The organism is Vibrio sp. SCP2 (genome assembly GCF_059295395.1).
The window spans coordinates 138616-158591 of record NZ_JCAFVV010000003.1 but is presented as its reverse complement, the minus strand read 5'-3'; the positions used below and the strand labels follow the sequence as shown (position 1 = coordinate 158591).

The 19976-nt window shown below is 43.4% G+C and carries 27 protein-coding genes and 1 pseudogene; 25 read left to right on the top strand and 3 right to left on the bottom strand.

Annotation, left to right across the window (positions count from 1 at the left end; translation table 11 throughout):
* The first annotated feature begins 24 nt into the window (after window positions 1-24).
* The gene (locus AC5O63_RS11840; protein ID WP_494505126.1) at window positions 25-1023 is read left to right on the top strand and encodes a substrate-binding domain-containing protein; all 999 of its coding nucleotides are present in this window, start codon (window positions 25-27) and stop codon (window positions 1021-1023) included.
* Here the strand turns inward: AC5O63_RS11840 and AC5O63_RS11835 are convergent.
* A complete protein-coding gene (locus tag AC5O63_RS11835; protein WP_494505125.1) occupies window positions 1020-1475 on the bottom strand; it encodes a hypothetical protein in 456 nt (151 codons plus the stop codon). The two genes, AC5O63_RS11840 and AC5O63_RS11835, sit on opposite strands and share 4 nt — an antisense overlap.
* Before the next feature lie 48 nt (window positions 1476-1523).
* Window positions 1524-2864: an MATE family efflux transporter gene (locus tag AC5O63_RS11830; protein ID WP_171324212.1), complete on the bottom strand. Its 1341-nt coding sequence runs from the start codon at window positions 2862-2864 to the stop codon at window positions 1524-1526.
* 104 nt (window positions 2865-2968) lie between these two features.
* Between AC5O63_RS11830 and AC5O63_RS11825 the strand changes: the two genes are divergently transcribed.
* Both AC5O63_RS11825 and AC5O63_RS11820 read left to right on the top strand, forming a co-directional pair.
* The gene (locus tag AC5O63_RS11825; protein ID WP_425666708.1) at window positions 2969-3922 is read left to right on the top strand and encodes a LysR family transcriptional regulator; all 954 of its coding nucleotides are present in this window, start codon (window positions 2969-2971) and stop codon (window positions 3920-3922) included.
* 210 nt (window positions 3923-4132) lie between these two features.
* Window positions 4133-5605: a C69 family dipeptidase gene (locus tag AC5O63_RS11820; RefSeq protein ID WP_004743431.1), complete on the top strand. Its 1473-nt coding sequence runs from the start codon at window positions 4133-4135 to the stop codon at window positions 5603-5605.
* Between the two features lie 55 nt (window positions 5606-5660).
* Here AC5O63_RS11820 and pncB read toward each other — a convergent pair whose 3' ends face one another.
* Entirely contained in the window at window positions 5661-6902 is a 1242-nt protein-coding gene (gene pncB / locus AC5O63_RS11815; RefSeq protein ID WP_494505124.1) for a nicotinate phosphoribosyltransferase, read from the bottom strand.
* Between the two features lie 258 nt (window positions 6903-7160).
* Between pncB and AC5O63_RS11810 the strand changes: the two genes are divergently transcribed.
* The 22 genes and pseudogenes from AC5O63_RS11810 to AC5O63_RS11705 all read left to right on the top strand — a co-directional run bounded on the left by AC5O63_RS11810 (window position 7161) and on the right by AC5O63_RS11705 (window position 19945).
* Window positions 7161-7874, top strand: a complete 714-nt coding sequence (locus AC5O63_RS11810) for an NUDIX hydrolase (RefSeq protein ID WP_494505123.1) — start codon at window positions 7161-7163, stop codon at window positions 7872-7874.
* 18 nt (window positions 7875-7892) lie between these two features.
* Entirely contained in the window at window positions 7893-8540 is a 648-nt protein-coding gene (locus tag AC5O63_RS11805; RefSeq protein ID WP_494505122.1) for an isochorismatase family protein, read from the top strand.
* Window positions 8541-8707: 167 nt separating this feature from the next.
* Entirely contained in the window at window positions 8708-9325 is a 618-nt protein-coding gene (locus tag AC5O63_RS11800) for an HAD family hydrolase (protein WP_494505121.1), read from the top strand.
* Window positions 9326-9348: 23 nt separating this feature from the next.
* Window positions 9349-10035, top strand: a complete 687-nt coding sequence (locus tag AC5O63_RS11795) for a DUF4336 domain-containing protein (RefSeq protein WP_494505120.1) — start codon at window positions 9349-9351, stop codon at window positions 10033-10035.
* 33 nt (window positions 10036-10068) lie between these two features.
* Window positions 10069-10485 (top strand): VOC family protein, encoded by a 417-nt coding sequence (locus AC5O63_RS11790; RefSeq protein WP_494505119.1) that lies wholly within the window; start codon window positions 10069-10071, stop codon window positions 10483-10485.
* Window positions 10486-10530: 45 nt separating this feature from the next.
* Complete coding sequence (locus AC5O63_RS11785; protein WP_494505118.1) at window positions 10531-10884, top strand: tRNA-binding protein; 354 nt, start codon at window positions 10531-10533, stop codon at window positions 10882-10884.
* A 276-nt stretch (window positions 10885-11160) separates the two neighbouring features.
* Entirely contained in the window at window positions 11161-11916 is a 756-nt protein-coding gene (locus tag AC5O63_RS11780) for a hypothetical protein (RefSeq protein ID WP_494505117.1), read from the top strand.
* A gap of 1 nt (window position 11917) precedes the next feature.
* Window positions 11918-12319, top strand: coding sequence for a hypothetical protein (locus tag AC5O63_RS11775; RefSeq protein WP_494505116.1), 402 nt, complete (start codon window positions 11918-11920; stop codon window positions 12317-12319).
* 38 nt (window positions 12320-12357) lie between these two features.
* Entirely contained in the window at window positions 12358-13179 is an 822-nt protein-coding gene (locus AC5O63_RS11770; RefSeq protein ID WP_486794180.1) for a hypothetical protein, read from the top strand.
* A 29-nt stretch (window positions 13180-13208) separates the two neighbouring features.
* A complete protein-coding gene (locus AC5O63_RS11765; protein ID WP_494505115.1) occupies window positions 13209-13805 on the top strand; it encodes a class I SAM-dependent methyltransferase in 597 nt (198 codons plus the stop codon).
* A 39-nt stretch (window positions 13806-13844) separates the two neighbouring features.
* Window positions 13845-14294 carry a GNAT family N-acetyltransferase gene (locus AC5O63_RS11760; protein WP_494505114.1) on the top strand — a complete coding sequence of 150 codons (450 nt, stop codon included), beginning with the start codon at window positions 13845-13847 and terminating at the stop codon, window positions 14292-14294.
* An 89-nt stretch (window positions 14295-14383) separates the two neighbouring features.
* On the top strand, window positions 14384-14860 hold the full coding sequence (locus AC5O63_RS11755) for a GNAT family N-acetyltransferase (RefSeq protein WP_494505113.1): 477 nt from the start codon (window positions 14384-14386) through the stop codon (window positions 14858-14860).
* A gap of 218 nt (window positions 14861-15078) precedes the next feature.
* On the top strand, window positions 15079-15612 hold the full coding sequence (locus AC5O63_RS11750) for a P-loop NTPase family protein (RefSeq protein ID WP_494505112.1): 534 nt from the start codon (window positions 15079-15081) through the stop codon (window positions 15610-15612).
* 97 nt (window positions 15613-15709) lie between these two features.
* Complete coding sequence (locus AC5O63_RS11745) at window positions 15710-16042, top strand: zinc ribbon domain-containing protein YjdM (protein WP_486786252.1); 333 nt, start codon at window positions 15710-15712, stop codon at window positions 16040-16042.
* Between the two features lie 26 nt (window positions 16043-16068).
* Entirely contained in the window at window positions 16069-16425 is a 357-nt protein-coding gene (locus tag AC5O63_RS11740; RefSeq protein WP_494505111.1) for a MerR family transcriptional regulator, read from the top strand.
* A gap of 58 nt (window positions 16426-16483) precedes the next feature.
* Window positions 16484-16858 (top strand): carboxymuconolactone decarboxylase family protein, encoded by a 375-nt coding sequence (locus tag AC5O63_RS11735; protein ID WP_494505110.1) that lies wholly within the window; start codon window positions 16484-16486, stop codon window positions 16856-16858.
* A gap of 84 nt (window positions 16859-16942) precedes the next feature.
* Window positions 16943-17422: an ASCH domain-containing protein gene (locus AC5O63_RS11730; protein ID WP_494505109.1), complete on the top strand. Its 480-nt coding sequence runs from the start codon at window positions 16943-16945 to the stop codon at window positions 17420-17422.
* Between the two features lie 134 nt (window positions 17423-17556).
* Window positions 17557-18009 carry a GyrI-like domain-containing protein gene (locus AC5O63_RS11725; protein ID WP_494505108.1) on the top strand — a complete coding sequence of 151 codons (453 nt, stop codon included), beginning with the start codon at window positions 17557-17559 and terminating at the stop codon, window positions 18007-18009.
* A 91-nt stretch (window positions 18010-18100) separates the two neighbouring features.
* Entirely contained in the window at window positions 18101-18397 is a 297-nt protein-coding gene (locus tag AC5O63_RS11720; protein WP_004743454.1) for a Dabb family protein, read from the top strand.
* A 32-nt stretch (window positions 18398-18429) separates the two neighbouring features.
* Window positions 18430-18855, top strand: a pseudogene (locus tag AC5O63_RS11715) (GNAT family N-acetyltransferase).
* Window positions 18856-18915: 60 nt separating this feature from the next.
* Complete coding sequence (locus tag AC5O63_RS11710) at window positions 18916-19284, top strand: MmcQ/YjbR family DNA-binding protein (RefSeq protein ID WP_494505107.1); 369 nt, start codon at window positions 18916-18918, stop codon at window positions 19282-19284.
* A 154-nt stretch (window positions 19285-19438) separates the two neighbouring features.
* Window positions 19439-19945, top strand: a complete 507-nt coding sequence (locus tag AC5O63_RS11705; protein ID WP_494505106.1) for a DUF3087 domain-containing protein — start codon at window positions 19439-19441, stop codon at window positions 19943-19945.
* Window positions 19946-19976: the final 31 nt, after the last annotated feature.

Here is a 19976-nt window from a genome sequence, read left to right as displayed (position 1 = left end):
ACGATAAGCATTAACAGGAAAAGAATGACAACGAAAAAGCTTAAGCTAGCAGATATTGCTGAACTGGCAGGTGTTTCAAAATCGACCGTAAGTTTTGTGCTCAATGGTCATGCTAAAAAACACCGGATAAACGAAGAAACAGTAAAGAAAGTAGAAGCTATCGCTGTGGCAAACAACTATTCGCCAAGCATTTATGCGCGGGCGTTGAAGTCTAAGCAGACCTATACTGCAGGGCTTGTCATTCCTGATCTGGCCAACATGGGTTTTGCTACCATCGCAAAACGACTGGAAGTGCTTTGTCGTAGTGAAGGTTACCAACTGTTAATCGCATCATCAGACGATGATCCAGAAATGGAAAAGCAGGCGATTCAAAGCTTGGTGGGCAGGCAGGTCGATGTGTTATTGATTGCGACGTCTCAAACTAGTGAGAACGACTTACAGCCACTGAAACAGACGACGCCTGTTATTCTTTTTGACCGAGTATTTGAAGACAGCGTCTTTACCAATATTAAAACGGATGCTGCTAGCGCGACTCAAGAGGTCGTTGCGAACTTAGTGAAAGGTCTTGATGAGTGTTTTTATATCGGTGGGCAACTGGATCTATCACCGAGTAGGGAGCGCTTTTCTGGTTACCAAGCGGGATTGCAGCAGGCCGGAATCAAATTTCGAGAAGAGTTTGTTTTTCAACAAGATTATCAGCCTAGCTCTGGTTACGAGATGATGGCCAAAGTGGTCGAGCAAAATGGCCGAGTACCAAAAGCTGTATTTACCGCCTCATATTCGTTGCTTGAGGGCGTACTACGTTATTTGACTGAAAAGAATTTACTGATGTCTGATGTTCGTATCGCAACCTTTGATAACTACGATATTTTAGATTGCCTGCCAATTAAAATAGATTCAGTAGAACAAGATTGTGACTTGATTGCACAAGCTTTATTTGAATCAGGAAAGGCTCTGTTAAATGAGCCCAATCGACAACCCGAACAGTTAGTGTTTCCGGCTAAGATCCATTATCGACGCTAAGTAAGGTCTTCTATGCAGATCTTTACCTTGCCAAAACGAGCTAAGGTTTCTCTTTCGTCACTCTGATACCAACAAGCTGGCATTGCGTTTTGCAGGCCAGCTTTTTGTAGTTGTGTGAGTTCTTGTTTCGAGATAGTCGCATGGTGAAGTAAGCTATCAAGAATACGCCTTAGGGAGTTTGGTGTGAGCTCTCCATCTCGCCAGTAACGCTTGATTTCGCCAATGACCACCGCAAGTGGGACAACTGGCTCTAGTGCTGAGTCTCGAATATCTTGAACATTATTTGATCGCGGAGCCTTCGCACGAGCGGTTTTCCAATCGGGCTTGTTTTTGCTCGTGACGAAGCCTTCTCGATAACAGTAATAGCTAAACAGAAAGCGCTCTAATTGCGGCCAACGTTCCGCTTTCACTTCCAAATAGATGTGTTCAAATTCGATGTCCAGATCGGTCATGACTTGATGTATCGCCTAACAGTGCGTGATGGTAGCTAGAGTCTACGCTTAGCCCATTGCTACAGCAAGAGAATCTGTATCGCGCTGCTTCTTGATTGCCATGAGCAGTTGGACCAATAGCAATACACCGGTAACTCCTAAACCTATCCCAATACCACCCCAGATGCCCGCTAGTTCGAAGTGCGGCATTAACAGCCATGCTGCTGGCAGACCAAACACCCAGTAGCCAATTGCCGTCATGATGGTTGGGCCCATAACAATCTTCATTCCGCGTAGTAGGTTGATAGCCAACAGCTGCCATGCGTCAACGATGAATGACAACGCAACAACCCAAAGTACCATCGCTAGCAAGTGCGTGAGTTCACCATCAAGGTTAAACATACCTGCGATAAGCTCTGGCCAAAGCATAAAGCCCCCCGCGAGAATGATACTGAGCACTGTTGTAATACCAAAGCTACGAAGGGCGGTGCGCTTAATGCCATCGTAGTTTTCTGCGCCGAAGTCTTGTCCAACAAGAATGGCGGCAGCCTGAGAGAAACCAAAGTTAATGTTCCATGTAAAGCTCAAACATTGCAGAAGGATCTGATGTAAGGCTAAGGCTGCGATACTGATGGTGCCAGCCATGAGAGTGCCGCCGTAAATCAGGCCGTGTTCTAGTAATGCAGCTAAAGCGATCGGTAATCCCATTGCCAGTAACGGAGTCAGCAAAGATAGGGAGTACTCATCTTTGTTAAGCCAAGGAGCAAAAGAGGCATACTCTGGGCGTTTAAATACCCATGCGGCGTAGCCAATCATGACAATAAATGCAGCAAGTGCTGTGCCTGCGCCTAAGCCAGCGAGACCTAAGTCCATAGTGAATGCAAGTACGTAGCTGATTGGAACGTTTAACGCGACGGTCAGTAATGACATCACCATAATCGAACGCACATTGCCAAAAGCACTGGTTAGCCCTCGTAGTACGAGAAGGAGCAAAGAAGGCAGCATTGCCCATTTCAATGTATCGACATATTGCATTGCAGGTGCAGCGAGTTCACTCGGCTGATTCGCGATCGCAAGTAACTGAGGAACAAACATGAAGCTGATGCTAAGCACTAGGCTTAGAATCACCGACAGCAAGACCGCCCCTTTAACGGCTAGTCGAATCTGTTGGTTGCCAAACTCTGGACGAGCAATTCTCTGGCCGTAGGCAATGGCAATTAAGTTCGCGACGCAGCCCACTGTACTGCTCGCGACGATAAATACGAATGAGTAGATTGAAGCGCCTAAACCTCCCGCTGCAATAGCAGATACACTTAATCGCGACATCATCCAAACATCAGTAAGCACTAATGCCATAGAGATCATTTGCGAGATAATAAGTGGTATAGCGAGAGAGAGAATTTTTTTCATTGGGAGCCTCGTGATCATTATCACATAAAGGTAAGGGTTATCAGACTGGCGTTCAAATGACATTTATGCCACTCTGACATGAGTCCAGATCATGCGAGAGTTATATGAGCCCTTATTCCAGTCTTCCTTATTCGCACAATGGATTAAAAGTATTTGAGGCAGTGGCGCGCCTGATGAGTTTTACCAAGGCTGCGGATGAGCTAAATGTTACGCAAAGTGCTGTCAGTAGGCAGATCAAACAACTTGAAGACGAGTTGAATGCGTCGCTGTTAAATCGCAAACATCGCAGTATCGAATTGACCGCTCAAGGGAAAGACTTGTATGAAGTATTGAGGCAAAATTTCCATAACCTGGAGTCATTAATCGCTCAATGGAAGGCTCCGGCTAAAAAGCGCATCGTGATCAAAAGTGCATTGAGTTATGCCACGCGCGTTTTGATGCCCAATGTCGCTATGCTCAATGAGAGATACCCTGAGCATGAGATAGTGATCATCCCGTCAATCGAAGAAGATCCCGTACTCGAATCAGAAGATTGCGATCTCTTAATCATCAACACTCGGCAAAAAGAGAGATATCTGGGTAAACAGGGTGTGACTTTTTTGCGTGCCGAGTACATGGCGCCAGTTTATGCCGAACTGCTGTCAGATAAGAGTATTCAGATTGAAGATGTGCTCAAGCTTCCTCATTTGCATGCCACGCTAGATCATCAGGACTGGAAACTATGGATTGCTAACGCGGATCTTAAAGGGAAAAAGCTCGGTCGTGACACGGTATTCTTTAGTTTAGATTTGGCATTGAGTGCTTGTCTGTCTGGGCAGGGTGTCACCGTAACCGATTTGCTATTGGTATTACCTGAGCTCAAACGAAAGTTCCTCAAATGTCCTGAAGCCATTGCTTTGCAGCATAGTGATTGGCAATACTATTGCTATCAGAAAAACCATACTCCTATTGCCAATGAGATTTTGGATTGGTTGGTGTCGCAAACTGAATCTGAAGTCGCTGAACTTAAACAATTATGCACAAAGTTCAGTTGGAGTACTGTCAAAGTCGACCTCTAGTAATTCTAAATGAAATTATGCAAAAACTGCATATTTTTCAAATAATTATTCTTAATTAAAATTGTCATTAATGTGACGAGAAGAAGAATATTCTCATCGAATGGTCAGTACACTCAGTCGAAAACATTCTCATTGAATGACAATAAAAACCCTGCAAATACAACTGACGTGAACTTAGGTTCTATCTCGTTTCATATGCGGAGAATTAAGATGAAAACATGGTCTGTATCCTTTTTAGCAACTGCTGTAGCTGTCGCGTTAAGTGGTAATGCGATAGCTTGTACTGGTCTTATCGTCGGCAAAGGAGCGTCTAGCGATGGCAGTATAATGATTGCGCGCAACGAAGACTTTGGTATCAATAACTGGAACAAATACCTAGAGTATCGACCAGCACAAGACAACCCAGAAGGTGACTGGACACTTGGCAATGGTTTGGTTGTTCCTATGCCGAAGCACTTTTATGCCTACTCAGCAATACCAGACTGGGATGCAAAAACCGTCGACAGTGATGGCAAGTTCTATGAAGAGCGCGGCATCAATGAGCATAACGTCGCCATCTCTGCGACAACCAGTGCAGAAATCAACGACAAAGTCGCTAAGGTTGATCCTCTGGTCGACAATGGTGTGATCGAAGCGATTATTCCTACCTTAATTCTTCCTCAGGCTGAAAACGCCAAACAAGCCGTAGAGCTTCTAGGTCAATACATCGAAACCTATGGTGCAGGAGAGGGCAATAGCCTCTACATTGCAGACATCAACGAAGCTTGGTTATTTGAAATTGGTTCTGGTCACCATTGGATAGCGGTAAAAGTGCCGGATGACAGCTATGCGATGATTGCCAATGGTTTGCGCGTACATGGCGTGAATCTCGCGAGCAAAGATGTTCTGCATTCGAAAGGCATGTTTGAGTTCGTGGAGCAACATAAGCTTCTCGACAAAGCAGACAAAAAATCGTTCAACTTTGCTAAGGCCTTCGGAGTAATAGGGGATGAGTACAATATTGACCGCGAATGGTTGGGGCAGAAAATGCTGACTCCATCTAAGTACCAACAAAGTCGACTTGCACAGTATCCGCTGTTTATGAAGCCTGACGAGAAAATATCGGTGAAAGATGTCGCGGAAGTCTTGAGTGCAACTTATGACGGAACGGCTCTAGAAGGCAAAGCGAAGCGACCAATTCGTGTAGAGCGTCAGCTAGAGTCGCACGTTATTCAATTACGTCCTAACATGCCAGATGAACTTCAAGGCGTGATTTGGCAAAGCTTTGGCGTGTTGCCAGAGTCAGTGTTAGTGCCTCTGTACTCCACATTGCAACAATACCCTAAGGCTTTCCAAGTTGGTGATGACACCTATAGTGATGATTCTGCTTATTGGCAGTTCCGCAGCTTAACGGCATTGGCTTCTGCTAATCCAGATAAATATTTGCCGATCTTAAAAGCGACTTGGGATGAAGAAGAAACCCAACTCTACAAGCAAGTGAAGCATTTAGATAAAACGCTGACGGGCATGTATAAAGCCGACAAACAGGCAGCCTTAAATATGGCCGCAGATTACTCTTATGGACAGCTTAAACGCACGTTAAGTATGGCAACTGAGCTTAGATATAAGATGATGACAGACTTAACTAAGAGCACAGAGAAGAAGTACTCCGAAGAAGAGTTTAAGAAAATCATGAGCCTTTAAGCTCTTATAAAGCAAAAAAACGGAGCGCAATGCTCCGTTTTCTTATGCTGGGCTTTTAGCTTGCTTTATCGTACTTGGACTCAAGGCCAAAGCTTTGTCTTAAATCGGCAAGGAAGATCGGGTCTTCACACATGGCTTTTTCCGGCTCATCGCTGATTTTCGCGACGGCGGCGCCATTGCACTCTGTCATTTTAACGACCATCGACAGCGGTTGGTAACGGCTGTTTTCATCCGACCAATCGCCCATGTCATTCGCCAGAAATGTACCAATACCGAAACTGATATTAGCGCGATCTGCAAAGTACTCGCTAATTTCCAGTGCGCGTTCAAAGTTCAGCCCGTCGGTAAAGATCAGCACTTTTGACTTTGGATCGATACCCAGTGACTTGTAATGAGCAATCATTTTGTCACCCCAGTCAAATGGGCTTCCAGAGTCGTGTCGTACGCCAGCATAGACACTTGCACGTTCATAAGTGAAGTCTTGCAAAAACGCATCAATACCTATGGTGTCTGTTAGTGCAATGCCGAGTTTGCCATTAAATGCTTGATGCCACTTGTCTAAGGCGACCTTTTGCGACTGAGCTGGCTCCACCAGTTGCTGGTGAGCCATAAACCATTCGTGTGCCACCGTTCCGATTGGCGTTAAATCAAATTGTTTGGCTAAGTGGTAGTTACTTGTACCGCTCATCAGTTCAGGTGCATGCTGGTGAAGGTGGCTGACTAAGTCACGCTGCACTTGGGCGCTAAAACGGCGTCGGCTTCCCATCTCCGAGAACTGGAAATGAGTAATATTTCTGCGTTTTAATTCAGACTTGAGATAAGTGATTTTTTCTTCCAGCACACTGGCAAACTGCGAATAAGGAATGGCATTCCATCGAGTTCTATTACGCACTTCAGAGATAATACTCATAACGAGTGTTTCGTAGAGAATGGTTTCATGCCAAAGCCCTGAAATCGAAACACGAAGTTGACCATCAAGTGTGGTTACGCTGACTTGTTGCAGAGGTCTGAACTCGAACTCACTCAAGTAACCGAGAAAGTCTGGATCAAGGTAAGGGGCTTTCGCCTCAAGGTAAGCGATTTCTTCTTGGCTGAATGTAACTTGTGCGAGTTTGCCAATCTCGTTATTAACGTCGTCTTTTAAACCAGATAAATCTTCGTTTGAGCGAACAATAAGTTCATAGCGAACCTGGGTATCTGGATAAAACTTTCGCGCCGCATGCATCATGTTGATCTTATAGACATCGAGATCAAGTGCGCTTTGGATGATGTTGTCGTTAAAAAGCTTGGCGGTCATTCAGCCATCCTATGTTTCTTAGGGCTTTATTGTTGTACTGAACTTTAAATAAGCACTTAGGGTTTGTCAAATTATGTTATTAACTATAGTTGGTTTGATTGGAATTTGTCTATTCTACTTTTGTTGAATAGATATATGCTTATAGAAGTAAGGGGTGAAGTGAGTATGGTAAGGTAAGTCACGTATTGTTACTTTCCTGTTGATATTATACGTTGTGGTGGTAATGTATCTAACAATTAAGGAGCTAGGGGTCGTACGATGATTGTCACCATTGACATGATATGCCTTAGGTTAGGTGATGAAGGGTTAGAGACCTTACTGATCAAAAGAAACAACCCAGACAGACCTGAACATGGCTTATGGTCAATACCTGGTGGATTTGTCTTTGAGCAGGATTTATCTAATCAGGGAGGGCAGCAAGCAGACCAAGATTTTGATGCTGCTCGTAAGCGTATTTGTCGCCAAAAAATACATACTTACCCGAATTACATCAGTCAACCGATGGTTGACGGGAATCCTAAGCGTGACCCAGAAGGTTGGAGTGTCACCATTGCTCATTATGCGTTGCTCAACCAAGCGAATGTAGAGCAAATCGAAAACTGTGGCTTGTGCCAAGAGCAACTGAGATGGTTTCCACTGAATAGTGTTCTGGACGATGATATTGAATTGGCTTTTGACCATGCCGATTTGATTAAGCTCGCGTGGAAAAAGCTGCGAGCGGCGGTTGAGTACACCTCAGTCGCGCTGTTTGCTTTAGACCGAGAGTTTCTTGTTTCAGACATCATTGCCGCATACGCAAAATTTGGTGTAGAGGTGAATCGCATGACGGTTAAACGCCGTCTGATTGATACCGGAGTCATTATCAGTGCGAATAAAATGGCTTCAACAAACCGTGGTAAAGGTGGTAAGCCAGCCCAAGTGTATAGTCTTGGTGAAAAGTGTGTAACCTATTTCCAATCCTGCCTGCGATGATGACGCAAGGAGAGAGTAATGCAATTTCAGACGATTAAGATTGATAAAACCACAACGGCCTCGATTGATGTTGATCCGCAGAAAGGCTTTAGCGAGTTATGCCCTAAAGAGCTGCCTGTACAGGGTGCTTTAGAGATCGTTGAGGAACTCAAGCGCAATCACAGTAAAGCTTCAGTGCGTTTGGTTTCTCGCGACATGCATCCACCCGGTGCTGCGTGGGAGGCCGAAACGCCAGAAAACATGCTTGAGCCCGTTGGCCTTCCGGAGGTGGATATTAAGTGGAATCCACACTGCGTAGTGGGGACGTCTGGTGTGGAACTGTTGCCTGGTTTACCTGAAATTCGTGACTATGATTTCCAAATCAACAAAGGTATTGACCCAGACGCCCACCCGTATGGGGCGTTTTATCACGATCAGGCTGATACCCGTTCTACAGGTGGGATCGAATTTTTACGTGCTAAGCAGATCGAAACCGTTATTGTTGGCGGACTCGCTTTGGATTTTTGTGTGAAAAAGTCGGTTGAACAGCTTGTAGAGGCGGGTTTTAAGGTAATACTCAATCTTGCCTCAACCAGAGCCGTGTTTCCCGACAATGCGGACAATGTTGCCAATGAGTTGGCTCAGAAAGGCGTAATCTTAATAGAAGACGCTAAAGGATTGGAATAAACAACGGAGCGATTATCGCTCCGTTTTTGATCGCAAACATGCGATGAGTATCAACTGAGTATTTGTATGGCAGGTTTTGTGAGTTTTCGCCATTTGTTACCAGAAAAACTGAGTTAACCTCAATCATGAAATTTACTTCACTATAAACATAAAGGTCGGTTGGGCTTATGCAGAACACAGTAATTAAGAATGTTGTTTTCGATGTCGGTAATGTGATTGTACGCTGGGCGCCACTGGAGATTGTGAGGCTGACATTTGGCAATGTAGAACAACCTGAAGCGCTGGCCAAGAAAGTCTTTATGAGTGACATTTGGCTTGATCTCAATCGAGGTTTTCTCACCGAAATTGAAGCCAAACATCGATACCAGCTTGAGTTAGATTTTACACCGCAAGATTGTGATCGCTTGTTCTATTACGTTAAGCAATCCTTAATTGAGCTTTACGGATCTGTCGATTTACTAAAGAAGGTTAAAGCCGCTGGCTATGGTGTCTATGCCTTGACGGACAACGTCGTTGAAATTGTCGACTTTCTAAAAGCAGAATACGACTTTTGGCCGCTATTTGATGCTGCAACCGTATCCGCTGACTTAGGTTTGCTAAAACCCCAACCTGAGATCTACCACTCTTTGCTCAATAGCAATCAGCTCATCGCCGAGCAATGTGTTTTTCTAGACGATATGCCGCATAACGTCGAAGGTGCTAAAAGCGTTGGTATGCACGCGATTCAGTTCTTGTCGGCTGAGCAGGCCGAAGGCGAATTGAAAGCACTAGGTTTAAGGCTCTGATAGATAAGTAAGAGGGGCGAGGCATGGAAAAGCTAGCTAACGACATATGGATTTTTGATGGCAGTACGGTTTCGTTCTTCGGACTGCCTTTCTCAACTAGAATGACGGTCGTTAAGCTCGCTGGTGACGAGCTTTGGGTTCACAGTCCTATCGAGCTGACCGAGCAAGTCCAGAGCCAATTAGAGAGTTTAGGCTCGGTAAAATTTCTAATCGCCCCAAATCATCTGCATCATCTTTTTCTCCCTGATTGGATTAGTGCGTTTCCTGAATCTCAGGTATTTGGTACCGATGAAGTAATTAAAAAACGGCGAGATATTCACTTTAACGCCTCGTTAAACGGTGGTTGTATTTGGGAGTGGCAATCAGATATCGAACAGGTACTTTTCACTGGCTCTCCGTTGATGGAAGAATGTGTTTTCTTTCATAAACAATCACACACATTGATCGTTACAGATTTGGTCGAGAACTTTTCCGGTCGAGAGTTTAACTATTGGCAAAGAGTGGTCGCGAAGCGAGTAGGTATACTGGCTCCCAATGGAAAAATGCCAGCCGATTGGCGACTCAGCTTTATGTTTGGTAAAGCAGAAGCTCGTAAACACCTTGAATGCTTGTTGAGGTGGAATCCAAGTGTTCTCGTGATGTCTCACGGCGAAATAGTCAGAGAAAATGCACGAGAATTCTTAACTAAATCATTTAAATGGTTAATATAACGACCCAGAATAAGACAATTCATTAGGTTGAAAATGAAGCAAAACATTGTTCACATCGCCTTAGTCGTCAAAGACTACGACGAGGCCATAGACTTCTATGTTAACAAACTGCAGTTTGAACTGATTGAAGACACCTACCAGCCAGAACAAGACAAACGTTGGGTTGTTGTCGCTCCACCGAATTCACACGGTGCGACCATACTGCTCGCCAAAGCATCGAAACCTGAGCAGCATGATTTTATTGGTAATCAATCTGGTGGGCGCGTGTTCCTGTTTTTAAGTACCGATGACTTCTGGCGTGATTATGAGCGAATGAAATCGATTGGAATTCACTTTGTTCGAGAACCCAAGGAGCAAGACTATGGCACCGTTGCGGTGTTTGAAGATTTGTACGGCAATCTTTGGGATTTGCTGCAATTGAGTCCAGACCACCCTATGGCAAATAGATAAAGTAATTAGTGTTAACGCGTTGATAAGTAGTCTAAGGAAACGTTTATGAATCATGCACCTATTAAAGAAACTATCGCATTCGAAGACTTTGCTAAAGTTGATATCCGAGTAGGGACGATTGTTGAAGTCGGTGAAGTTGCAAAGTCTGACAAACTGATGAAACTCACCGTCGATTTTGGTGATCATACAAGATCTATTCTGGCTGGCATTAAGCAAGAACGTGAAAACCCTAAAGAAATTGAAGGGAAGCAGGCTTTGTTTGTGGTCAACTTACCAGAGAGAAAAATGGCGGGTGAAGTCTCCCAAGGTATGCTGTTTGATATTGGCTATGAAGATAAGCTTCAACCATGTTTGGCTTGCCCTGAAACCCCGATGCCAAACGGAGCAAGAGCCGGGTAATCGGCATAACATTCTCAACTAAGAGGTAGTGCGGCTGCCTCTTCACTCCATTTGACTTACCCTACGCAAGTTGCCCATCTATGAATTGCCAATCCAAGGTGATTGGTTGTCCTTGTTTTATAAATTTTGATAATGTATTTTGTTTCATATGGTTAAGGCGAACATTCGCTATGTCTCTTGATGCTATTGGGGTTAAAAGGCCGCCAATAGCTGTGGTTCAATGAAATGAAAATACCAACCTTATTGTTAGCTTCCGCTTTCGTGTGTGGGAGTGCAATGGCTGATAGCAAGCTGCAACTTCCGCAGTGTGCTCACAGTGCTCAGCTAGAAACTGAAGTGCATTTGTACATTAATGATGATGTGCTAGCTGAATATTCTAAAGAGTTTGTGCAAGCCAAAATTAATGCTTGGATGGCTTTCGCTAATATGACCCTATCGAATTCGTGTATACCAATATCTCGTAAAGTGACTCATATTGAGTATGTCCCAGCGATTGATAGTAGTTGGTTTAAGGACGTTGATGTGTCTGAGCGGTTTCTAAAATTATCTTTAGAACGTAACTTTCCAGAGCACAATAATGACGGCGTTCCTATTTTTAAAGGTATTGTGTTTGCCAACTTTAATGACAGCTACCAATCCAAATGGTGTGGCTATTCATCGAGCTCTTCGCTGTTTTTTAATATAGCGTTGAATTGTCATGATCATGTTATGGAGCATGAAATTGGTCATCTGAGCGGCGCTTCACACGATATAAAAACGCTAAAAGAACAGATGGTTAACTTTGATATTAACGAGTACCTAATCAGTTCGTATCCCAAAAGTGAAAAGTTTGCATTTGGAGCTGTTTGCTCTGGACGCGGCACAATCATGTCGTATGAGCGAGATATCATCCCTGTTTATTCTAACCCTGACACTACTTTCAATGACGAAACGTGTGGCTCCGAAGATCTAAAGAATAACGCGAAGGTACTAAGAGAATTCGCAAAGAAGTACTTACATAAGTCGAAGAACAATAATAAGGACAAGATCTAAAATGCTTAAAGAATCTGATTTCAAAATTGATACCAATAATTTTCATTTCAAAAAAGATAGCTACCCACTTGCAAAGATTACCAATGCTAAATTTAAGCGCATGTCGTTATTGGATAATTTAGGTCAAATGATCTTTTGGCTTGCGTTATTTTCAGGATCAGCTTGGCTAGTAGTCAATCAGTTCAGTCCTGCTCCTTCATGGTTAATTGGTATCGCAGTGAGTTTGAGTGTTGTTGGTTTTCTATTTTCCCTAAGCCGCTGTTCGCGTTATGCACTGCAAGTGGAATTTAAGCATATCGACGAGACGGGTACCCAATGGATCAATGTGGCTAAATCTTATTCTTCAGGCGACGGTCAATTATTAGAGAAACAAGTTGAATGTCTTAAGAAGGTTATCGGATAAAGCAATGAACAAGAGTTTTATGGATTTAAAGTAGATCTATGAAAAAAGCCTTAGTTATCTCATCTCTTATTGTCACTGCGGTACTTTTCTATCTAAATAGGCCCGATCAAACCCCCCTCGACTTGGATAATTTGGAATTAGTAACCTGTAGTCATGACGAGACGGTTTTATCGACCAAAGTGCACTATTTTGTTGATAGTTCACTAAAAGAGTTTTTCGGAAAGCGTAACGCCGTTAAGCAGATAGAGTTTGCCAACCAAACACTAGAGAACTCTTGTTTGCCACTTGAGCGTCAATTGGCGTCATACCAATATGTCGATTTTGGTTTTTCAGATACGGAGTATTTAGAAGAAGTCTATTTGCAAGGTCGCAATGCGATTGGCAAAGAGCGGTTAGATTCAATTGAAAATGATCCGCTAAACTACTTCGTTTTTGTTCTTGATTACCGTCACCCAATATTTGAAGAAGACATCAATGGCATGACGCACTGGGAGTTTAACCGTGGTTTCATCTTGTTAGCGGATGATGCGCCTCCTTATGTCCTTGAGCATGAGTTCGGGCATTTGATGCACGCAAATCATAGTGAAACCCTGTTCTTTTCATTGTTACAAGGACAACTTGAACGTAGCCTCAAGCCAGCAAATAAACACCTCGCCAAACCTTATGCAAGGGCTTATAAGTGTGCAAATGCTGGAACAATCATGAGTTACGAAAAGTTACTCTTACCCATCTATTCAGATCCGGCAATCTCTTATCGCGATGAGTCTTGCGGTAATGAATTTCATGCCGACAACAACCGGAGGGTTCGTGAATTTATTGCCTCTTTGCGTCAAGCCATAGAGAATGGAGAAAAGACCTAAGTTGACTGGTTCAACAAGGAATAAAACATATGGATGAAAACAGCGATATTTGGCGTCAATACTACCAAAAAGCATTAGCTAAACCTCATCTTAAGCGAACGGAGTTTGTTGTTAAGATCAACAAGTCGTCTACTAAAGTAGCGATTGATTGCGGATGTGGTACAGGGAGCGATATTGATTATTTACTCGGGCAGGGCTACCGAGTGCATGGCTTTGATGTTAACCCCGATGCGATAGCCATTTGTCGAGATAGGTTTGGACAAAGTGCTCTGGTTGATATCTCGCAGTCTTCATTTGAAGATTATGATTACCCTCAATGTGGTCTTGTGATTGCCAACAATAGTTTATTCTTCGCTGATCCAAGTTGCTTCTCAGCTACGTGGGAAAAGATTGAGTCTTCGCTAGTGGAAGGTGGCGTGTTTGCTGGTGACTTTATGGGGACAAAAGACTCTTGGGCAAATAACTACCGTAGCCCGACGACCTCTCTCACAGAGTCAGAAGTTAAAGCCCTGTTTACAAATTTTGAAATTATCCGATTTGTTGAACGCGATGAAAAAGCTGAAACAGCACTGGGAAGACAAAAACATTGGCATACGTTTTCCGTCGTGGCGGTGAAGCACTCATAAAAGTGTAACCTAGTTGATAAAATATTCGAGGATTGAGGGATGAATTTTACTCACAAGAAAGTGACCACAAGCGATAAAGATTTCGCCTCTTTGGTACTGGAGCTGAACTCATCATTGCGCCAAATCACGGATGATTCAGGAGAAAGTTCTTTTTCACCTGATGAATTCAATTCTCAGTTGGATGGATGCATGGTGGTTTGTTTAGATAATCAGCCAGTTGCTTGCGGTGTATTTAGGTACTTTAGCGACGGCGTATGTGAACTAAAGCGGATGTATTCTAAGCAGCCTAAAGCTGGCGCTTTTATTCTCAATCAATTGGAAGAGTATGCCGCTACTTTAGGTTACCAAGAAGCGAAATTATCGACTCGTCGAGTCAACTTGAAAGCTGTTCGGTTTTATCAGCGAAACGGTTATAAAGAATGCGCCCCCTACGGAAAGTATATTGGCGTCTCAAGATCAATCTGCTTAAGTAAACCTCTCTCCAAGTAAATCAACTTAGAGATTATTGGGGGGCAAGCAACGCAGGTAATGCTCACCAGACCAGAGAGTTTACAAAGTCAATAATGTAAGAGAAAACTATGATTCGTAAAGCGGTAGTATCTGACCATTCAAACTTGGTTAGGTTGTTTATTCTCGAAAACCAGCACAATGCACAGTTAGCGCCTGATATTGTGCGAGAGACTAAAGATGTGTTAACGCTTGAGGAGCTTAAGCAGATACTTGCAGACAACAATCAATATCTTGTTGTAAAAGAGATTGATGGTGTTGCAGTTGGCGCGCTGTTAGGTTCTATCAATAAAACTCCGGAGCGTCGTTGGAGTCAGGCTAGACTATATGCTTATCTAGAAGAGTTAATAGTGTGCCCTGCCTCAAGAGGAAAGGGCATTGCGAGGGAGTTGGTCGATAGCTTTATTCATTGGGCACAATCTCATAGTGCGTCTTCGGTCGATTTGCATGTTTGGTCGAATAATGACAGCGCGCTGGGTTTCTATCGCAGCTATGGCTTTTCTGAAAAGCAGTACTTGATGACGTACGCTAAAGAAAATAGTGAATAAAACCTATAGACCTGAAATTTATTGCCATTGACACTGAATGATTTATATACAAATATATTGATATGAAAATGACTCTAACGCGCCAAGATTCTCGAATTATCATCATTCCTTAGGAATGGTGGAGTTTTTGCGTGTTTATTTTCGTTTAACCCACCCGAAAGAGGTGGGTTTTGTTTTTCTGCCTCTGGGATTTTACCAATTTGGTCGACGGAGGAAATATGAAGAAAATCGCTGTTTTTGGAAAGCCAGGAAGTGGTAAGTCATCATTGAGTAAGCAACTAGCTCTGATTAAAAACTTACCATTGCACCAACTCGACTCTATTGCCTTCAGAAAAGATGGAACGGCCGAGACAAGGGAAGTGTTTGATAAAAAGCATCGAGATATTCTCAATGCAGACAGCTGGATCATTGACGGCTTGGGCCCTTTGGATTCTTTTAGCCAACGTCTTGAGTCTGCCGATACGTTAATCTATATCGACTTGCCTTATTACGTAAGTTACTGGCTGGTGACTAAACGTATGCTTAAGGGGCTAGCGGTAAAACCAGAAGGTTGGCCCGAAGGGAGCTCCATCGTTAAGGGCAGCATGCAGAGCTATAAATTCTTACGGCTAAGCCCCAAGTTTTGGAATTCGGACTTTGAACAGCACTTAAAGGGTTTTGAAGAGAATAAGTCAGTGCGCATCATTCGTTCTTTGTCAGAGTTGAACGCTTTCATTTCTCAACTTAAATCGGAGCCTATAGAGGCGAGTTAGGTAAGTGATTGTATCACTAAAGTTCGCCGTATCACTCGCAACAGAGAGGGAGAGACACTATCATATGTTCTAATTTCAATAACTAAGAACAATGACTATGTCTTTTCCTCCTTGCCCGAACTGCCAATCTGAGTATGTTTACCAAGATCAAATCAACCTAGTATGCCCAGAGTGTGCTCATGAGTGGAACCCAAATGAGCCTGATGAAACTGTGTTTACCGCGAAAGATGCCAACGGCACTGCCCTTGAAGAGGGTGATAAAGTGACTTTAGCGAAAGATCTAAAAGTCAAAGGCAGCTCTTTGGTGCTTAAAATCGGTACAAAAGCCGTGATTAGACGAATCGTTGAAGGCAAAGACCATGAACTTGATTGTAAAGTTGATGGTGCGGGAGAAATGATGGTTACGGCCAAGTTTGTTAAGAAAGCATAAAGTCACTGATAAATCAGAGGGAGTGTATGAACATTAAGGAATTTTCGCAGTTAGTCGGCCTTTCGGCGCATACACTCCGATATTACGAGAAAATTGGGTTACTAAGAAATGTCCAGCGCAGTCCAAGTGGCCATAGAGCTTACACGTCACGCGACATTGAGTGGATAAGTTTTGTAATACGTTTGAAAGAAACAGGAATGCCCCTGGAAGAAATCTTGGATTACGCAAAGCTAAGAGAACTCGGTTCAGGCACATTATCAGAACGCCAGCAACTACTTGAACAACATCGAGAAATTTTGCTTTCCCACATTCAACAGCTTAATCAGCATCTGGTGGCTCTGGATGAAAAGATCGAACGTTATCAATCAGGAAAAGTAGCTTGACTTAGAGTTAACTCTAACTTGTAAGGTGTTTCCTCACTTCAATACAGGAAACACACTTATGAAGCTTAATCGATTCGAACTAGGTTTAGAACAGTTAGACAAAATAGACGGTAAGGCAGGAAGAAACGTTATTGAAAGCCTTGAGGATGTCTGCCCAGATTTAGCTAAATTCATTATTGAATATCCATTCGGTGATATATACACCCGCGAGGGGCTTGATATTAAATCCAGAGAGATTGCTACAGTCGCGGCGCTCACTGCGCTCGGGAATTGTGCACCTCAACTAAAGGTTCATTTACATGCCGCCTTAAACGTCGGTTGTAGTGAAGAAGAAATCAAAGAGGTGATACTACAAATGTCTGTGTACGCAGGCTTTCCCGCGGCGTTAAATGGTATGTTCGCTTTTAAAGAGGTTCTGGCCGAAAAGGTATAAAACCTTGAATAAATACCTATGGCACCTTAATGTTTGAAAAGGCTCTCTTCTCTAAGCGAGTATTTTTAAGGATCTTAGACAAGCATGGACTCAACAAGCCAAGAGTATCTCGATCAATTTCTTGCGACGTTATCCCCTAGCGTCGCCAAGCAATACACTTCATTTAGCGCTGATTATTTCTGCGCTGATGAACACAATGCCAACCTATGTGCGGATTTGATCTTGCGTGGCGAGAAAACCGCTTCGTGTAGCATGGAGTATTGGTACCGTCATGAAGATGAGCTAATGCCACAAGTTGGTCACCTACAAGTGGTGACCAATTGGCAGGGTGAGCCCGTCTGCATTATTGAAATCACTTCTGTTTCGACCTGCCCATACAATCAAGTGACGGCTGAGTTTGCTGCATCTGAAGGGGAAGGTGATAAATCACTCCGCTGGTGGCGTGAGGCTCATTGGAAGTTCTTCTCTTTAGAGTGCGAACAGTTAAACATAGCACCGAGTGAAGAGATGCTATTGGTTCTTGAGCGTTTTAAAGTGGTCTATCGCGAACCGCTTACTCTTTAATCCTTATCTTGCCTCTGAGCAAATTCTCCTCCAATTTGTTCTCTGCCACCCTACTGACAAAAGCTGTCAGTAGGGGCGACTACAATGACCAAACAACATGTTTTAGAACACTTTAGCTAACAATGAGATGGCAAATGGAACTACAGACTTTCGAGGAAATTAAGTTAACAGGTCTTTCAGTAACAACGACGAATGCAGACGAGTGCCGACCTGAAACTGCTAAGATTGGTCAGTTATGGGAGCTCTTTTACAAAGAAGTTTTCCCGACGCTAAGCTCAGAAAGTCGGATATATGGTGTGTACACCAACTATGAGTCAGATTACAACGGCAAGTATGATGTGATTGCCTGTTCCGACTCTTTAAGTGGTGAAGCCCGACAAGATCTTGTTCAAGCTCATATAGAAACTGGTCAATACCTTGTGTTTTCCGCCCAAGGGGAGTTTCCTGATGTGGTGATTAGTTTATGGCAGGAAGTATGGCACTATTTCGCAGCTGAGAACTGTCCATACAAGCGTGCTTATACGACTGACTTTGAGTTTTACAAAGGTGCTCAAGAGGTAGAGATTTACATCGCCGTCGAGTCATAGACTTAGATCCTCTCTTCGTACGCTTTCTACTGGTCGAAGCTAGTCAAACGATGTTAAGTTATCGTTACTAAAGACAAAAGTAGAGAAGAGCATGATTCGGCACATACTACTGATTAAGTTTAAACAAGACGCTCAGTTATCAGAGATTGCAAAACTGAGAGCCCTTTTTGAGCAAATGCCTAGCAAAGTGGAAGGTGTGGCAGAGGTTGAGTGGGGGCTGAACGATAGTCCAGAAGACAAAAACCAAGGATTCACGCATTCAGTCTTGATGACGTTTGTAGATGAGGCTGGGCGACAAAACTATTTACCACATCCAGAACATGATGCGCTGAAAGACGTGTTTCGCCCTCTGTTGGATGACATCATCGTATTCGACTATCAAGTGTAGAGTGTAGTGATTGTTCAGAGGAGTTTTCTTGGATGCAGTTAGTATTCAATCCGGCTTCGGACGCTCGATACGCTGAGTCTCTGACTCTTGAAAATATGTCGGCGTATTATCAAAGTAGAGGAATAGAGTGGGATCATCAACGCTTTCTCGAAAGCTGGGAAGAGCTAGATAACTTTGAAATCTGTGTGGATGAAGAGCGAGTTGGTTTAGTTCGCTTTAGTTATGACCAAGGTGAAACAACGTATCTATGAGATTTCCAATTAGAGCCTCAGTTTCAAGGCAGAGGCTATGGCTCTAAATCTATAAGCTTGATAAAACAGCATGCAAGGGAGCGAGCCAGTTCAATTATCATCTTGAGGGTGTTTATTGAAAACCCTGCAGTACAACTCTACCAAGCTCATGGCTTTTCCAAGTCTTCTGAAAACAATGGACTGATGGAAATGGTATGTAGGTTATAGTGTTGTCATTAGCCTAGTTCTTTTCGCGTTATCCGTATACTTAAGGAATTGGAGAATACTATGACTTACGAAGAGTTTAATCAGTTCTGTGGAGAGTTCGCTGCGACAAGCCACGTTATTCAATGGGGTAACTCTCACGTATGGAAAGTTGGTGGAAAAGTCTTTGCCATCGGCGGCTGGAGCGACGGTGGAGAAGCCGCATTCACTTTTAAAACATCGGATTTGAACTTCCAGTTTCTGAGTGATTGTGAAGGGTATAAACCCGCGCCTTATTTTGCTTCGCGTGGCATGAAATGGATTCAACAAACCCAAACATCAGGCGAGTTAGATGAAGACTTGAAATACTACTTGTCTGAGTCATATCGCTTGGTGGCCTTGGGGTTAAGTAAGCGAAAACGGAAAGAGTTAGGGATATCAATTGAGCTCTAGAGATCTCTGTAAATTGAAGACTCAATTTAGGCAGAAGGGGTTTCTGCCAATAATCTGCGAGTGTCCTTACTAATCATCGAGCGTGATGTGTATAATCACTCATTCTTTTAAGGCCATTGATATGGCTTTGGTCGGCGCTAAAAATGGATTATTGATGCAGTTACAAAAAATCGACAAGCAGTTATACCGTTCACGTTTAAATATCGTTATTGTCGCCTGTATTGCGGCTTTGTCTGTATTTAGTTTGGCCATTTCTCAAACGCTGATTTACCTATTCCCAGCAGAACAAGGTTCTCATTTTCACTGGAATCTACTTGGTGTCATCGTTAGTGCAATTGGGGTGGTGGTGACGTTGATAAAGCTAAAAACGCATCCTAAAATGCGTGAAGTTGCGTATGTTTGGGATCTTAAACAGGCATTAAACCTGATTCACCGTAAGAATCGAGCACTACAAACAGCGGCACAAGATGGAAATGTTGATGCGATGCTGGCACTTCAATTTAGCTACGACGGATCTCGTCAGCTTTGGCAACTCGATGACAACACCATCACCATGAACAGTTTAAATGCCGCTCAAGCGAAACTCGACCAATGGGTTCAAGAGTATGGTGTTACCTTGGACATCTCAGATTATCATTCAGGGCTTTTGAAGTCGTTCTGAAAAATGAATGGGTAAATCTAGAACGGGTTGA

Excerpts from the sequence above, each read along its gene's own strand:
- AC5O63_RS11730 (WP_494505109.1), top strand. The coding sequence starts at position 16,943 with ATGGACTCAACAAGCCAAGAGTATCTCGATCAATTTCTTGCGACGTTA.
- AC5O63_RS11805 (WP_494505122.1), top strand. The coding sequence starts at position 7,893 with ATGCAATTTCAGACGATTAAGATTGATAAAACCACAACGGCCTCGATT.
- AC5O63_RS11835 (WP_494505125.1), bottom strand. The coding sequence starts at position 1,475 with ATGACCGATCTGGACATCGAATTTGAACACATCTATTTGGAAGTGAAA.
- AC5O63_RS11820 (WP_004743431.1), top strand. The coding sequence starts at position 4,133 with ATGAAAACATGGTCTGTATCCTTTTTAGCAACTGCTGTAGCTGTCGCG.
- pncB (WP_494505124.1), bottom strand. The coding sequence starts at position 6,902 with ATGACCGCCAAGCTTTTTAACGACAACATCATCCAAAGCGCACTTGAT.
- AC5O63_RS11740 (WP_494505111.1), top strand. The coding sequence starts at position 16,069 with ATGAACATTAAGGAATTTTCGCAGTTAGTCGGCCTTTCGGCGCATACA.
- AC5O63_RS11705 (WP_494505106.1), top strand. The coding sequence starts at position 19,439 with ATGCAGTTACAAAAAATCGACAAGCAGTTATACCGTTCACGTTTAAAT.
- AC5O63_RS11750 (WP_494505112.1), top strand. The coding sequence starts at position 15,079 with ATGAAGAAAATCGCTGTTTTTGGAAAGCCAGGAAGTGGTAAGTCATCA.
- AC5O63_RS11725 (WP_494505108.1), top strand. The coding sequence starts at position 17,557 with ATGGAACTACAGACTTTCGAGGAAATTAAGTTAACAGGTCTTTCAGTA.
- AC5O63_RS11830 (WP_171324212.1), bottom strand. The coding sequence starts at position 2,864 with ATGAAAAAAATTCTCTCTCTCGCTATACCACTTATTATCTCGCAAATG.
- AC5O63_RS11780 (WP_494505117.1), top strand. The coding sequence starts at position 11,161 with ATGGCTGATAGCAAGCTGCAACTTCCGCAGTGTGCTCACAGTGCTCAG.
- AC5O63_RS11755 (WP_494505113.1), top strand. The coding sequence starts at position 14,384 with ATGATTCGTAAAGCGGTAGTATCTGACCATTCAAACTTGGTTAGGTTG.
- AC5O63_RS11770 (WP_486794180.1), top strand. The coding sequence starts at position 12,358 with ATGAAAAAAGCCTTAGTTATCTCATCTCTTATTGTCACTGCGGTACTT.
- AC5O63_RS11745 (WP_486786252.1), top strand. The coding sequence starts at position 15,710 with ATGTCTTTTCCTCCTTGCCCGAACTGCCAATCTGAGTATGTTTACCAA.
- AC5O63_RS11790 (WP_494505119.1), top strand. The coding sequence starts at position 10,069 with ATGAAGCAAAACATTGTTCACATCGCCTTAGTCGTCAAAGACTACGAC.
- AC5O63_RS11840 (WP_494505126.1), top strand. The coding sequence starts at position 25 with ATGACAACGAAAAAGCTTAAGCTAGCAGATATTGCTGAACTGGCAGGT.
- AC5O63_RS11810 (WP_494505123.1), top strand. The coding sequence starts at position 7,161 with ATGATTGTCACCATTGACATGATATGCCTTAGGTTAGGTGATGAAGGG.
- AC5O63_RS11800 (WP_494505121.1), top strand. The coding sequence starts at position 8,708 with ATGCAGAACACAGTAATTAAGAATGTTGTTTTCGATGTCGGTAATGTG.
- AC5O63_RS11795 (WP_494505120.1), top strand. The coding sequence starts at position 9,349 with ATGGAAAAGCTAGCTAACGACATATGGATTTTTGATGGCAGTACGGTT.
- AC5O63_RS11735 (WP_494505110.1), top strand. The coding sequence starts at position 16,484 with ATGAAGCTTAATCGATTCGAACTAGGTTTAGAACAGTTAGACAAAATA.
- AC5O63_RS11785 (WP_494505118.1), top strand. The coding sequence starts at position 10,531 with ATGAATCATGCACCTATTAAAGAAACTATCGCATTCGAAGACTTTGCT.
- AC5O63_RS11760 (WP_494505114.1), top strand. The coding sequence starts at position 13,845 with ATGAATTTTACTCACAAGAAAGTGACCACAAGCGATAAAGATTTCGCC.
- AC5O63_RS11765 (WP_494505115.1), top strand. The coding sequence starts at position 13,209 with ATGGATGAAAACAGCGATATTTGGCGTCAATACTACCAAAAAGCATTA.
- AC5O63_RS11710 (WP_494505107.1), top strand. The coding sequence starts at position 18,916 with ATGACTTACGAAGAGTTTAATCAGTTCTGTGGAGAGTTCGCTGCGACA.
- AC5O63_RS11775 (WP_494505116.1), top strand. The coding sequence starts at position 11,918 with ATGCTTAAAGAATCTGATTTCAAAATTGATACCAATAATTTTCATTTC.
- AC5O63_RS11720 (WP_004743454.1), top strand. The coding sequence starts at position 18,101 with ATGATTCGGCACATACTACTGATTAAGTTTAAACAAGACGCTCAGTTA.
- AC5O63_RS11825 (WP_425666708.1), top strand. The coding sequence starts at position 2,969 with ATGAGCCCTTATTCCAGTCTTCCTTATTCGCACAATGGATTAAAAGTA.